Below are 13,875 nucleotides of genomic sequence, written 5' to 3' on the forward strand. Positions count from 1 at the left end.
GAGCCTGAAATTCGTTTTTTGAAATAATGTTACTATTTTGACAACAATTATTCAACTTAAATTCTAAAACATAGATTAAAATGAATATTGAAGATAAAACTTTTTTGGTAACGGGCGGCGCTTCAGGGTTAGGGGCTGCCGCGGCCAAAATGATAGTAGAGAGTGGTGGCAATGCGGTATTGGTAGATGTAAATACCATTGCTGGCGAAGAAAACGAAGGAGAGCTAGGCGAGAATGCTTTGTTTGTACAGACGGATGTAACAAACGAAGATAGCATCAAAAACGCCATTGATATTGCTATAAATGCTTTTGGAGGGCTTCATGGAGTTATCAATTGTGCAGGGATTGGCCCAGCGCAAAGGGTAGTGGGCAAAACACAGCCACATTCGTTGGAGTTATTCTCAAAAGTAATAGCTGTAAATCTTATCGGCACATTCAATGTGATTAGGTTGGCGGCGGCGGTCATTCAAAACAACGAACCAGAAGAGGGTGGTGAACGTGGGGTAATCATCAATACAGCCTCGGTCGCGGCCTTTGATGGTCAGATTGGTCAAGCTGCTTACGCGGCTTCCAAAGGGGGAATTGTATCCATGACTTTACCCATAGCCAGAGAGTTTGCCAAGATGGGGATTAGAGTAATGACGATTGCTCCCGGTATTTTCGAAACTCCTTTGCTAATGGGGATGCCCGCTGAGGTCAAAGCCTCCTTGGGGCAGCAAGTGCCTTTTCCGTCGCGCTTAGGAAAGCCCGAAGAATATGCTTCTTTGGCCAAGCATATCATCCAAAACCAAATGCTCAATGGCGAGGTGATCCGATTAGACGGAGCCATTAGAATGGCAGCTAAATAGCCTAAAAAGGGACTTTCTTTAGATTAGGAAACCCAAAACGCAATGGCTTTTTTATTAGTTTTGCCGTTTCCTAATCTATGTAAACCTTTATGGCTCGTTTGTTAAGCATTGTTGTTCTGCTTTATTGGAGCATATTACCTACTTTGTTAGCCCAAAAAAAGAAAAAAGCAGTAAAAAAGTCACCGTCCTCGGTAGTGGTCACTAGCCAAGGGGTGTTTCCTATCAAAGTAAGCCCTAATGGCCGCTATTTGGTAGATCGTTTTTATCGACCATTTTTAATGAATGCCGATGCAGGATGGTTGCTTTTGCATAAGTTGACCCTCAATGATGCCAAAGAATACATGGCCAACCGAGCCAACAAAAACTTCAATACCATATTTATTCAATTACTACCGCCTAGTCCTACTCAGTCCAATGCCTATGGCGAACGCCCTTTTGGGAAAAACAATGATTTTGCCACTCCCAACGAAAGGTATTTTCAGTATGTAGAAGACATCCTATATCATGCTTCGCAGTTACATCTGTTAGTAGCGTTGGCACCGGCTTGGTTGGCGGGTTGGGATGAAGTACAGTTTCAAAATGGGGAACAAAAAGCCAAGCTTTATGGCGAATACTTAGGCAATCGTTTCAAAAAGCACCAAAATGTACTCTGGATAATGGGCGGTACTCGTGATCCACTTCGTGAAGAGAAAATACAAATAGCGATAGCCGAAGGTTTGAGAAGCGCCGCACCTTTCCAATTACTCACCTATCATGCCGCAAACACTCATTCAAGTACCGATGTGTTTTCTGCCGAAAAATGGCTAGATTTTAGTATGATTCATCACTATTTTAAGGATAAAAAAGAAGGTCAGGCACAAGACAGGCCTCAAGTATACGAATCAGCTTTGGCAGAAGCTCAAAAAATACCTCGACGGGCGTTTGTGTTGGGAGAAGCTCAACATGAAGACGAAAACGAAGGCTCTGACCAAATGGTTCGTCGGCAGGCTTATTGGACAATGCTAAGTGGCGGAGCAGGGCATTGTTATGGCAGTTCGGTTTGGGCTTTTGAAAATAACTGGCAAGAAAAACTCAATCTCCCGGGAGCTAATCAAATGGCTTATTTCTCTAAAATTATGGGGGCGTTGCCGTGGTATTTGTTTAAGGCAGATACTACTAGCCAAGTATTGGTAGAAGGTAGAGGGAAGGTTGGGGGAGATGATTATGCCACCGTAGGGGTTTTGCCCAATTACCGAATGGCGGCTATTTATTTGCCGACGGGGCGTAGCATTCAAGTCAATGTAGAAAAAATAAATGGGACGAGTATCCGGGCGCTTTGGATTAGCCCTCGCACCAATAAGCGTTGGATTGGAGGATATTTCAAACCTAAAGGAACTCGCGAACTTATCCCACCTACGCTTGAGGATGATTGGCTGTTGTTGTTAGGAAACGTAGGTCGTAAGTGACATGAACAACTTTCGATATCTTTAATAAACTTATTAGATTGGTGTTTTAGCCATGCTTATGGAATGATTTTTGTTTATTTTTACGAAATATTACACTCCATAAATAAATTTTACACCTCTCATGATGACCAAGCTAGCGGGTTGGTTGTGGTTTGTTTTAGTGTCGATTGGTACAAGCCAAGCCCAAGAGATTCAGTGGGCCAGCAAGTTAGTGGGATTTTCTTCAGAATTTAGGAAAGAAACTCATGGGCAAGAGTACCGTGCAGTACAAGCCTTAGGCTACCCTAATACTTTCCCTCCTTTTGGCGAAACAGCTTGTGCATGGTCGCCGTACAATGCCGATTCGAACGTAGAAGAATGGATACGGGTCGGTTTTGAAACGCCACAAAAAGCGCGCCAAATCTTAATTGTCGAAAATTTTAATCAAGGTTGTATTACGCGGGTATATGCCTATGACCCAGCCGGAAAAGAAATGACCGTGCTCGAAAACGGTCTCACGGTGACTTCAGAAGTAGGCAAAGTCCTGGCGTTGGCAGTAGCTGATACTACCATGCTGATTGCATCGGTCAAAATAGTACTTAATCCGGCGCGAGTAAAAGGATACAATCAAATCGATGCGATTGGTCTTAACAATTCCGATAAACCTTTTGAACTCAATATCAATGTCTATAAAGACGCCCCTAAGGAAATTTTAAAAGAAAATATCGGCTCTACTGTCAACACCAAAGCCCAAGAAGTAGCACCTATTATTTCGCCCGATGGTAAAACGATTTATTTTACGCGCGGAAAATACGAACAAAATATCGGAGGGGCCGAAAACCAAGATGTATGGTATGCTACCCGTTTGGGCGATAAATGGAGCGAAGCTCAAAATATGGGCGCCCCTATCAACAATGCCGACAATAATGCTATTGTGAGTATTTCGCCCGACGGCAAAACGCTCTATCTTATGAACGTCTATCGCCCTGACGGTACCATGACATTTGGGCTCTCGAAAGCAACGCGTAACAAAACTGGCTGGAACTCACCCGTAGAATGTAAAATTGAAAATATCTATAACCTCGATAAGAAAAACAATACCGAGTTTGCGCTATCGCCTAGAGGAAATGTGTTGGTAATGTCCGTCAAAAGAGAAGATACCAATGGTGACCGCGACTTGTATGTAAGCTTTCTAAAAAATGACGGAACTTGGACCAAACCCACCAATATGGGGTCGGTTGTGAATACCGCTGAAGTAGAAAGTGCACCTTTTATCGCTGCCGACAACAAAACACTTTATTTTACTTCTTATGGTCATGCAGGATATGGTGGAGGCGATATTTTTATCAGTCGTCGCCTTGATGATAGTTGGATCAAATGGACTCAACCCGAAAACCTAGGGCCGGCCATTAATACGCCTCAGTGGGACGGTTTTTTGAGTATTCCTGCTTCTGGCGAATATGCCTACGTGAGCTCTATGCAAAACTCCCTAGGGGGCGAAGATATTTTTCGCTTTAAAGTATATGCGGCGATTCGTCCCGAGCCGGTGGCGATTATTTCGGGGAATGTGTTGGATGCTGATACCAAAAAACCAGTCAATACCGAAATTGTCGCTAATTTGTTGAAAGACAATACGAATGTGTCTAAGGTAGAATATGACCCTGAGACAGGCGAGTACAAAATTATCCTGCCCGTCCAAGAGTCATACAGAATGAGTGCCCTCAAAGAAGGGTTCTTTCCTATTGACGAAATCGTTGATTTATCCAAAGACCGTCGGTTTAGGGATATAAAACGCAACATACTGTTGGTTCCAATCAAAGAAGGTAGAAAAATAGTGCTTCACGGGGTGATGTTTGAGCAAAGCAAGTTTGAACTGGTACCCGAATCACTGGTTGACTTAGACAAAATAGCCGATATGATGCTCAAATACCCCACGATGGAAATACTCATCGAAGGGCATACCGACAATCAAGGCGATTTTAAGCTAAATATGGAGCTATCCGAACAGCGCGTAGGTGAGGTGAAAAAATACTTAACAAACAAAGGAATTGCCGAAACGCGACTTCAGACCAAAGGCTGGGGTTCTACTAAACCTGTTTCGAGTAATGAAATCGAAGAAACCCGCAAAAAAAACCGCCGCGTAGAGTTTACGATTTTGAAAGTGTGATTTTGTTATTTTTTTGCTTAATTAGCTGACTTTTAAACAAGTCAAATGGCAGAAAAGACCAAACGCGAACTCAACGAATACGTAGATGTAGGGCACTCAGAACTTGAAAATCACCTACGTACCCAAAACGCCCAACTTCAAAATGTAGCTGACGATGCCGACGCCAGTCGTAAACTAACTGATTTTCTGTGGCTTAATATTTTTGGGTTTGCGTACCATTATCTCAAAAGTCGTTTTGGGCCGCGTCATGCCTACCAATATTATCCCGTGGGGGAGGAGACGGGTGTCTTTAAGATGCCACTTGAAAACCAGACTACACAGATTGCTCTGTTGTCAGATTGGGCTTCTGATACGCCTGAGTCTGATAAAATAGGGGCGATTGCAGCGGCTCATAAGCCCGATTTTTCGATTCATTTGGGGGATATTTATTTTGTAGGAGCACCTTCCGAAGTACACGATAATTTCATCAGTCCTAAGGCTTCTTGGCCGCGCGGTAAGTGGGGGAGTTTGGCGCTCTCTGGCAACCATGAAATGTATTCTAATGGAGATGCATTTTTTAAGACGTTGCTCCCCACGATGGGCGTACGGCAAGGAGATAGTGTCAGTACCCAAAAAGCGGGCTTTTTTTGCCTAGAAAATGAGTATTGGCGTATCATTGGTTTAGACACGGGCTATACTTCGGTGGAGCGGCCTTTGATTGAAATACTTTCTCCGCCCAACTGTCATTTGAGAAAAGAACAGCTCAATTGGCTCAAAAACCAACTTCATTTAAGCAATCCTAATGACCGCCGTGGGATTATATTTTTGAGTCATCATCCGCCTTTTTCATTGTTTCGGAAAGCTTTTCCCAAACCTGCACAGCAGTTGAGCCAACTGTTTGGAGATTTTTTACGTCCTGTATTGTGGATGTGGGGGCATGAACATCGTTTGGTGGGTTATCAAGAAACTAAAGTGGCAAAATTGCCGATTCATGGGCGTTGTATCGGGCATGGTGGAATGCCCGTTGAAATAGATGCTCCTAAAATTGATACCGATTCGATTGTTTTTTACGACCAACGTAAACGTAAGAGTTTGAGACGGGTAGATGTAGGATATAATGGATTTGCGTGGTTGAAATTTACCAATGAAAAACTCGACATCGAATACCGCGACATTGAGGATAAAATAGTAGTGACCGAAAGCTGGGAAGTTGATATTAAAACTGGCATTTTGAAGAAAGTTTTATAACTATAAAAGGCTGATTATGAAAACAATTGCACGTTGTTTGTTGGTAGGTTTGGGTGGCCTGGTAGGCTGCACTGTAGATACCGATACGGCTCCTCCTGGAGCACCTGCTTTTAGTGGCGAAGGCTATCGACCTATTTATGTTTCAGCCGAGCAAATAAAACAAGTAACCACTGTGGCTCCTCAGCCTCTTCGTAAGCCGGGTAAAATATACGTAAAAGGTAATTATCTATTTATCAATGAGCAAGGCAAAGGGATTCATCTCATCGACAATGCTAATCCAGCCTCTCCTCGCAAACTTTCTTTTATAAATATTCCGGGCAATGTGGACATTGCCGTGAAAGGTAATCTCATGTATGCCGACAATGGGCGGGATTTTGTGGTACTTGATATTTCAGATCCTACTCAGGTGACTATTCAAAAAAGAATAGAAAATGCTTTTCCGCTTCAATCGTTTCCTCCTTACATCAATACTTACTTTGAGTGTATTGATGAAACTAAGGGCGTTGTAATAGGTTGGGAGAAAGTAAAAATGAGTCGTCCAAAGTGCTATCGTTAGGGTATTTAAAAGGAAATAATCATGAAAAATGTAATATACGCTTTAGGGATTAGTTTGCTTTGGAGTTTGGTGCTTGCCTGTTCTAGTGACAAAAGTGCCGATATATCGCCCAACGGACAAACAGGTACGGGTGGCTCAATGGCGCGATTTGCAATTGTGGGCAATGCCCTTTATTGTGTTTTGCCCAACCAACTTCAGGTGTACGACATTAGCACTCCCACCAATCCCGTAAAACAAGATGCAGTAGAGCTTAACATGGGATTGGAGACGATTTTTCCGTATAAAAACAACCTCTTTATTGGGGCCAACGACGGTATGTATATCTTTGACAATCAACAACCTTCAAAGCCTACGCTTCTTTCACAATATAGACATGTACAGAGCTGCGACCCTGTGGTGGTTCAGGGAAATTACGCTTATGTTACATTGCGGGCAGGCGTAGATTGTCGTCGGTTTACCTCTACAAGCTCTTTGGATGTAATTGATATTAAAGACTTAAAAAATCCTCAGTTGGTTTATACCCAAACTATGCAAACGCCTTATGGGCTAGGAGTGATAGAAAATCAGCTTTTTGTATGTGAAGGCAACAACGGCCTCAAAGTGTTTGATATTCAAGACCCTACAAAACCAACGCTAAAATATACCTTGTCGGATGTCAAATCTTTTGATGTGATTCCGCTTCCGAAGACTTTGCTCGTAACCGGCGACGGCGGGCTTCTGCAATATTCTTATCAAAATGAAGGTAAATTAGAGCTAATCAGTAAAATAGAAGTTGAATAAAACCTACTTCTTTATTTTAGTGATTTTGACCAATGTACTCATGAATGGATTATGTCGAAGGTTACATCTGATACTTTTAGGGTTGATGCTATGGACAAACAACAGCATTGCTCAAGAGCAAGCATCTCCTTATTTGATTTTGAAGACGATTCCGAGTACCCTCCTCGACGTCGAAAATTCGCTTACTTTGGCCGCTGAAGTACCTTTTAGTAAACATTGGAGCGTGCAGCAAGAACTGGGCTGGGGGGACAATGCGTTCAATATTTATTCTCGTCAAAGAGAGCTTTATCCAAATCGCGAAACTTGGCGGTTTAGAACGCAGATGAGGTACTATCTAACTGAAAAAAACACAGGGGCTTATCTAGCACTTGAGTATTATCACAAAAATGTTGTTACCCATAGTCTGATGGGCATAGGCCAAGGATGCAATCCTGCTACGGGAGCGTGTGCCTATTTTCAGGAGATGCCCATACGTACCAATCGAAAAGTATCAGCTGCCCATCTCAAATGGGGGTGTGTGTTGGAAACAGCTCAAGGTGTCATTATTGATGTTTATATGGGAATGGGAATAAGAGGTTTGGTGGTGAGCGATAATGTAGGAGGTGCTTCCACTTCCCGCTCAGAGTGGTTTACTTTTAGAACTAATAGACCCGGCAATTATGGAACCACCTTGGGGATTTCGGCGGGGATAGCATTGGGATATGCTTTTAGGCCAAGAAAACCGAAATCCTTATCTTTGCCCTAAATTTAAACTTAGCGCAAATGACAAAATTTGAATACAAAGTCATTGAGTTGAAGCCCGGTGGATTTTGGGGTATGAAACTTGATGCGGCAGATATTGAAGTCCAATTGAATAAAATGGCGCAAGAAGGCTGGGAACTTGTCAACTCCTTGGATATGAACGTGGGGCATGGTGCTACTTCTAAGATGTTCTTTATATTTAAACGTTTAGCTACTTTTTGATGATACAGCAAGAACCTATCTGTGCCTTGGCTACCGCCACGGGAGTGGGGGCATTGGGTGTGATACGGGTATCAGGAAAAGGTACGTTTGAAATTGTAAATCGCCTTTTTCGCGGCAAAAACCTTACCCAAGTGGAGAGTCATACGGTTCACTTTGGTACGATTCGCGATGGCGCTACTATCATAGATGAGGTACTAGTTTCGGTTTTTAAAAGCCCAAAATCTTTTACCAAAGAAGATACCGTCGAAATCTCTTGTCACGGTTCGGATTATATCATCCGCCAAATATTAAAATTGTTGGTAAAAAACGGGGCTCGTTTGGCTCGACCGGGTGAGTTTACGCAACGTGCTTTCCTGAATGGGCAATTTGATCTAGTACAAGCAGAAGCCGTAGCCGACTTGATTGCGGCCGATTCGGCGGCAAGTCACCGTACCGCTTTAAACCAACTACGTGGAGGATTTTCCAAAAAATTGGGTGCCTTGCGCGAAGAACTAATCCATTTTGCTTCGCTTGTAGAGTTGGAGTTGGATTTTGGAGAAGAAGATGTGGAGTTTGCCGACCGTGACGATCTGCGCAAGCTCATTCAAAGTTTACAAAGTACCATTACACCGCTTATCGATTCTTTTGACTTCGGAAATGCCCTCAAAGAAGGAGTGCCTGTGGCGATTATTGGCGCTCCCAATGTGGGTAAATCTACGTTGCTCAATGCGCTCCTTAACGAAGAAAAAGCAATAGTGACGGCTATTGCGGGTACTACTCGTGATGTCATCGAAGATGTACTTTATATTGAGGGCATCAAATTTAGAATCATAGACACAGCGGGCATCCGCGATACCGACGATCTAGTAGAATCGATGGGTATTGAGCGTTCTAAACGCGCTATGAATCAGGCGGATATTGTACTGTTGTTGTTTGATGGAGACGAAACCTACGCTGAAGTCGAAAATTTAGCGCAGGGGTTAGAGGAAGGAAAAAAGGTATTATGGGTGAAGAATAAAGCGGATTTAACCTCACCCCCTGCCCCTCTCCTTGCAGGAGAAGGGAGTTTGGAGTCCTCTCCAGAAAGGAGAGGGTTGGGTGAGGTTAAATCCAAAGCACAACTTCTTATTGAAGAAGGGTATAAGCCAATGAACTACAAAATTCCCCCAGAAGTCTTGGAGAATGCGCGGTATTTGCGACAAAAAGAAACAGATGCAGAGCAGTTCCTATGGCAAATTTTGAGAAATAGGCAGTTTAACAATCTAAAATTTAGAAGACAACATGCTGTTCAGGAAGGCTTTGTTTTGGATTTTTATTGTGCCGAACACCGTTTGGGTATTGAAGTAGACGGGGGTATTCATACGGACTCAGAACAAAAGGAGTATGATAAGTTACGTTCAGAAGAATTGAATAAAATATATGGTATAACCCTTGTTCGTTTCACAAATGAAGAGGTGTTAGAGAATGTCGATGCGGTATTGCAAGAGATTTTAAGGGTAACCCCACCCAACCCTCTCCTTTCTGGAGAGGGCTTTAATCCCCCTTCTCCTGTAAGGAGAGGGGCTGGGGGTGGGGTTGCTATTTCAGCCAAAACAGGTACAGGTATTGAAGAACTAAAAAAGGAATTGGCTGCTATGGTGATGACCGCTAAGACCTCTGATGATACTGTTGTGACCAACCTACGACATTACGAGCATTTGCTCAAAACCCAAGAAGCCCTTACCGATGCTTTGAATGGCTTAGATATGGGCATAACGGGCGATTTCTTAGCGCAAGATATAAGACTGGCATTGCACCATTTGGGTGAAATCACAGGCCAAATAGTTAATGATGACTTATTGGCAAATATTTTCTCTAAGTTTTGTATCGGAAAGTAACCGACCAAAATAACCCAATATTAAATACTTAACAAATTATGCTAAAGCCCTGATAATAGGGCTTTTATTTTATCTTTACTTAATGGTTGTTTTGTTTTATTATTAGTTTATTAAGGTTATATTTGTACCTTATTTGTACCGTTTCTGTAAGCGGTATTTTTTTTGGGTAAATTTGTACCTTAATTACTTTACAAATTTTACACTTTTAAACACTTTCATACACATTAGTACAAATGAGTAGCAATATTAAGGTACAACGTATTTGCCAGCATTGTGGTAATGAGTTCACAGCCCGAACTACTACCACGATGTACTGTTCACACCGTTGCAATAGTGCAGCATACAAAGCGAAAAAAAGGGCTGGTAAGGTTGAGGAAAGTAACAAACACACCCAAAGAGTAAAAGCCCAACCTATTGAAGAACTAAAGACTAAAGAATTTTTAAGCGTTACGCAAGTATCAAAACTTATAGGCTGTTCCCGTCAAAATGTTTATAGTCTTATCAATACTGGAAAATTGAAAGCGACAAACATTCTTTTAAAGAAAACCATAGTAAGGCGTTGCGACCTTGATGAACTATTTACTGAGCCAATTCGCTCACCCATACCGCAAACCCAAGTACAGGAAATAAAGGAATGGATAGATGCAGGGGCGTTTGACATTGCGGACTGTTACACAATTACCGAGGTTCAGGACAAATACAATATTTCAGAAACGACGCTACAAAATTTGATTAAACGGCACGAGGTTCCCAAAATAAAAAAGGGCTGGTATGCCTATGTTCCGAAAGCGATAATTGATAAACTGTTGAGTAAAACACCCAAATCGTAAAATACAATGGCAACGAAAGTAACGCTACGGCAAAAACCTATTTCTAAAGGGCGTAGAAGCCTCTATTTGGATTTTTACCCACCTATACCTCACCCTGAAAGCGGTAAACCTACCCGTCGCGAATTTTTGGGAATTTACATTTATGAAAAACCAAAGAATCAAATAGAGAAGGAGCATAATAAACAAACGACGCTTTTGGCAGAACAGATAAAGCAGAAGCGGGAAAATCAATTGAACAAACCTGAAATCTATACAGATTACGAAAAGCAACAACTAAAAATCAAAGAGTTGGGGGAACAAAACTTTGTTGAGTATTTTAGAACCCTTGTTAACAAACGTAAAGAGTCAAACTATGATAATTGGGTTTCTGCTTACAATTACCTTAAAACATTCACAAATGGAAATTTAAAGTTTGCTAACCTTAATGAGAAATTTTGTAATGAGTTTAAAGAGTACTTACTCACTACTAAAAGTAATAAGAGCAGTAAAGCACCTCTTTCTCAAAATTCAGCTGTGTCTTATTTCAATAAGCTAAAAGCAGCCCTAAAACAAGCACATAAAGACGGATATTTGCAAAACGACCTAAATGTAAGGATTCAATCTGTGAAACAGGCAGAGACCCGAAGGGAGGTTTTAACCATTGAGGAACTGAATAGACTTGCAAAAACGGAATGTAAAAATCCCCTATTGAAGAGTGCAGCCCTGTTTTCAGCCCTCACAGGGTTGAGACATTCAGATGTAATAAAACTTGTTTGGGGTGAAATAGAATATATAAGCAATGAAGGGTATATTTTGAAAATTACAACACAAAAAACAAAAAGTGTTGAAAATATACCAATATCCGAACAGGCTTACAGTTTGCTGGGTGAACGCAAAGAACCTACAGACAAAGTATTTGAGGGGCTAAAGTATTCAGCATACGAAAACAAACACCTGTACCAATGGATTGAAGCAGCAGGAGTAACAAAGAATATAAAATTTCATTGTTTTAGGCATACGTACGCAGTTTTACAACTATCAAAGGGAACTCAAATAACAACCCTACAAAAACTACTCACTCACAAGGATTTAAAAACCACAATGATTTATGCAAAGGTTTTAGACCAAACCAAACGGGATGCAGCCGACAAAATAAAATTGGAATTTTAAAGCCATTTTGAATTTTAACTAAGAATAAGAGATGAATAACAGAAATTTTTCAGATAACATTGAAGGAACATTGTTAGTAGAAGCATTTGCAAGTCAAAATTTTTTAAGAGAATTAGGAGCTTATTATTTATTGGATAGGAAGAAGTATGAGGAAATAGAAAGACCTTTTCGCGTTTTCAACGTACTGACAGAGGAAGAGCAAGAAGAAAGAACAAAACAAAAAACGGAAAGGTACTATGAAGAACGACCAAATAAAACATTAGAAGAATATTTAAGGGATGAAGTAGGAAAAGTCAACGAAGAGTATAGTTATATGCCTATTCCTCAAACTGCCTCAGAATGTTCTCAGCGTCTAAAACAGGTTACAGGAGTAATGTACTTTGAGTTTTTGAAGTGGAAATTTAAAAACAAATATGGTACAAATCCTCCCTTAAAAGCTGTACAAGAAGAGATTAAGGCGATAGAAGAATTTATAAATGAGGCAGAGCTACAACCTATATCTAAGGCTTACAGCGACCCTAAGACATGGGAAATAGATAAAATTAAACAAGCTTATTACGAATACTTAAGGGTTGAAAACGGATATTATGAACACAAAAAAGTAGATTATATTTATGGAAATATGCCTTGTATTGTGGTCTCTTTCTGTAGGTTGTTTTTACCCTATTTACTAAAAGTGAAAAATGAAATAGAAAATACTACACCTATTTCAATGAAAAGTTTATCTAAAAGTATGACTTTATATGCCAACGATTGGGATTACTATTTCAATGTAGGTAATTCAAGTGATGATATAGTAAATGGATTCATTATCCCAACAAAAGAATACTTTGAGACAGGGGAAAGAGCTGGTTTTATGGATTCATTGCAATTCATGAACTTACTATGGGAGCAGATAGACTTTTTAGAAAGTAATCGTAAAAAACCCTATAGTACATTGAAGCATTATGAAAGTTTGCCTATCACAGAAGAACAAAGGCACGTATTGTTTGGGTTTATATTAAAGTTTTATAATGGTTATCCAGTCATAGAAATAAATAGTAGAAAGGGAGAAGGGATTTGCTTACTATTGATTGAAGAAGCTTTTTTACGATATACAGGAGATACGCCAGAGAAAAAATATTGCCACAATAGTAAAGTCTTACACGGTAATACCAATAGTGAATATATCATTTTAGAAGAACTGCCCCAAACATATACATATAACGCTAAAGACTTTGAAGAGATTAGTACAAAATATGATTGGGATTTTTATCATAATGTGGACAATATCGCAAACCAAAAAGGTTTGGTTTTGCCTGTGAGGAAATATTTTCAGGTAGGTAGCCGAGGAGGATTTATTGAGCCACTAGCGTTTTTAAACTTGATGTGGCAACAGTGTATTTATATAAGAACAAATGAATCCAAGCCCCATTCTGTGATAACACACTTAAAATTGTTACCTATCAATGATAAAGTAAGGCATATTTTGTATGGAATGCTACTTAAATTTGAGGTAGGAGGTTATCCAGTTGCTGAAAGTTCCAATACCCCTAATCATAACTTGATAATGAAATTGATTGAAAAGGAGTTTTTGAACTACCCCGAAGCTACACCAGAAAAAGAGTTTTGTAAGCAAATAGAATATGTTTTTAAAAAAGAAGAGTATATAGCAGATACTGAAAAAGTTTTATTGGAAAATATACCAAGGGAGCAAACAAAGCCCGATAGAATAACAGAAGAATTGGTAAAGTATGGTTTTTTTGAGCTTCCTAAAGTTACAGCCCTTTCTAAGAATAATCAACAAAACCTTATTCATTTGATAACATCACAACCTATTCCTTTCGCTATAGCGATGTTAGATTTCTTAGGGTTTTTAGCGTGCCTAGAGAAGAATTTTTGCACAGTGAAAAGAGATAGAGATAAAAAAATTGGTGACTTGTTAAATACGAATGAAAGGACAATAAAAGGAAATATAAATTCTATGAGCGAATATACTGAGGAAAATAAAAAGCGTTATACTGCTTATAAACATAAACAAAGCGTAATAAAGGAGTATAATTTATTAAAATAGGGAGTACTCCCTCCTTTTTGCC

Annotated in this window: 12 protein-coding genes; all 12 read left to right on the forward strand. The window is 40.3% G+C overall.

Going from position 1 to position 13,875, the window contains the following annotated elements; genetic code table 11:
* Positions 1-80 precede the first annotated feature (80 nt).
* The 12 genes from G563_RS0127410 (at position 81) to G563_RS0127465 (ending at position 13,853) form a co-directional block, all read left to right on the forward strand.
* Positions 81-848, forward strand: coding sequence for an SDR family NAD(P)-dependent oxidoreductase (locus G563_RS0127410; RefSeq protein WP_028668151.1), 768 nt, complete (start codon positions 81-83; stop codon positions 846-848).
* A gap of 89 nt (positions 849-937) precedes the next feature.
* On the forward strand, positions 938-2,293 hold the full coding sequence (locus G563_RS0127415; RefSeq protein WP_028668152.1) for a glycoside hydrolase family 140 protein: 1,356 nt from the start codon (positions 938-940) through the stop codon (positions 2,291-2,293).
* Between the two features lie 121 nt (positions 2,294-2,414).
* Positions 2,415-4,439 (forward strand): OmpA family protein, encoded by a 2,025-nt coding sequence (locus G563_RS0127420; RefSeq protein ID WP_028668153.1) that lies wholly within the window; start codon positions 2,415-2,417, stop codon positions 4,437-4,439.
* A gap of 45 nt (positions 4,440-4,484) precedes the next feature.
* The gene (locus G563_RS0127425) at positions 4,485-5,666 is read left to right on the forward strand and encodes a metallophosphoesterase family protein (RefSeq protein ID WP_028668154.1); all 1,182 of its coding nucleotides are present in this window, start codon (positions 4,485-4,487) and stop codon (positions 5,664-5,666) included.
* 16 nt (positions 5,667-5,682) lie between these two features.
* On the forward strand, positions 5,683-6,222 hold the full coding sequence (locus G563_RS0127430; protein WP_028668155.1) for an LVIVD repeat-containing protein: 540 nt from the start codon (positions 5,683-5,685) through the stop codon (positions 6,220-6,222).
* A 21-nt stretch (positions 6,223-6,243) separates the two neighbouring features.
* On the forward strand, positions 6,244-7,002 hold the full coding sequence (locus G563_RS0127435) for an LVIVD repeat-containing protein (RefSeq protein WP_028668156.1): 759 nt from the start codon (positions 6,244-6,246) through the stop codon (positions 7,000-7,002).
* A complete protein-coding gene (locus G563_RS0127440; RefSeq protein ID WP_157585646.1) occupies positions 6,995-7,747 on the forward strand; it encodes a DUF3575 domain-containing protein in 753 nt (250 codons plus the stop codon). Before G563_RS0127435 ends, G563_RS0127440 begins: the two co-directional genes overlap by 8 nt.
* A 17-nt stretch (positions 7,748-7,764) precedes the next feature.
* Entirely contained in the window at positions 7,765-7,965 is a 201-nt protein-coding gene (locus G563_RS0127445) for a DUF4177 domain-containing protein (protein ID WP_028668158.1), read from the forward strand.
* Positions 7,965-9,821: a tRNA uridine-5-carboxymethylaminomethyl(34) synthesis GTPase MnmE gene (gene mnmE, locus G563_RS37780; protein ID WP_084650992.1), complete on the forward strand. Its 1,857-nt coding sequence runs from the start codon at positions 7,965-7,967 to the stop codon at positions 9,819-9,821. Before G563_RS0127445 ends, mnmE begins: the two co-directional genes overlap by 1 nt.
* A gap of 233 nt (positions 9,822-10,054) precedes the next feature.
* A complete protein-coding gene (locus G563_RS0127455; protein ID WP_028668159.1) occupies positions 10,055-10,651 on the forward strand; it encodes a helix-turn-helix domain-containing protein in 597 nt (198 codons plus the stop codon).
* A gap of 6 nt (positions 10,652-10,657) precedes the next feature.
* The gene (locus G563_RS0127460) at positions 10,658-11,800 is read left to right on the forward strand and encodes a site-specific integrase (protein WP_028668160.1); all 1,143 of its coding nucleotides are present in this window, start codon (positions 10,658-10,660) and stop codon (positions 11,798-11,800) included.
* Positions 11,801-11,831: 31 nt separating this feature from the next.
* Complete coding sequence (locus G563_RS0127465) at positions 11,832-13,853, forward strand: hypothetical protein (RefSeq protein ID WP_028668161.1); 2,022 nt, start codon at positions 11,832-11,834, stop codon at positions 13,851-13,853.
* Positions 13,854-13,875: the final 22 nt, after the last annotated feature.

Origin of the sequence: Runella zeae DSM 19591, assembly GCF_000423565.1 — a bacterium.
Lineage (GTDB): Bacteria > Bacteroidota > Bacteroidia > Cytophagales > Spirosomataceae > Runella > Runella zeae.

What these genes read in the sequence shown, in the direction of transcription:
- G563_RS0127410 (WP_028668151.1), top strand. Translation starts at nt 81, where the DNA reads ATGAATATTGAAGATAAAACTTTTTTGGTAACGGGCGGCGCTTCAGGG.
- G563_RS0127415 (WP_028668152.1), top strand. Translation starts at nt 938, where the DNA reads ATGGCTCGTTTGTTAAGCATTGTTGTTCTGCTTTATTGGAGCATATTA.
- G563_RS0127420 (WP_028668153.1), top strand. Translation starts at nt 2,415, where the DNA reads ATGATGACCAAGCTAGCGGGTTGGTTGTGGTTTGTTTTAGTGTCGATT.
- G563_RS0127425 (WP_028668154.1), top strand. Translation starts at nt 4,485, where the DNA reads ATGGCAGAAAAGACCAAACGCGAACTCAACGAATACGTAGATGTAGGG.
- G563_RS0127430 (WP_028668155.1), top strand. Translation starts at nt 5,683, where the DNA reads ATGAAAACAATTGCACGTTGTTTGTTGGTAGGTTTGGGTGGCCTGGTA.
- G563_RS0127435 (WP_028668156.1), top strand. Translation starts at nt 6,244, where the DNA reads ATGAAAAATGTAATATACGCTTTAGGGATTAGTTTGCTTTGGAGTTTG.
- G563_RS0127445 (WP_028668158.1), top strand. Translation starts at nt 7,765, where the DNA reads ATGACAAAATTTGAATACAAAGTCATTGAGTTGAAGCCCGGTGGATTT.
- mnmE (WP_084650992.1), top strand. Translation starts at nt 7,965, where the DNA reads ATGATACAGCAAGAACCTATCTGTGCCTTGGCTACCGCCACGGGAGTG.
- G563_RS0127455 (WP_028668159.1), top strand. Translation starts at nt 10,055, where the DNA reads ATGAGTAGCAATATTAAGGTACAACGTATTTGCCAGCATTGTGGTAAT.
- G563_RS0127460 (WP_028668160.1), top strand. Translation starts at nt 10,658, where the DNA reads ATGGCAACGAAAGTAACGCTACGGCAAAAACCTATTTCTAAAGGGCGT.
- G563_RS0127465 (WP_028668161.1), top strand. Translation starts at nt 11,832, where the DNA reads ATGAATAACAGAAATTTTTCAGATAACATTGAAGGAACATTGTTAGTA.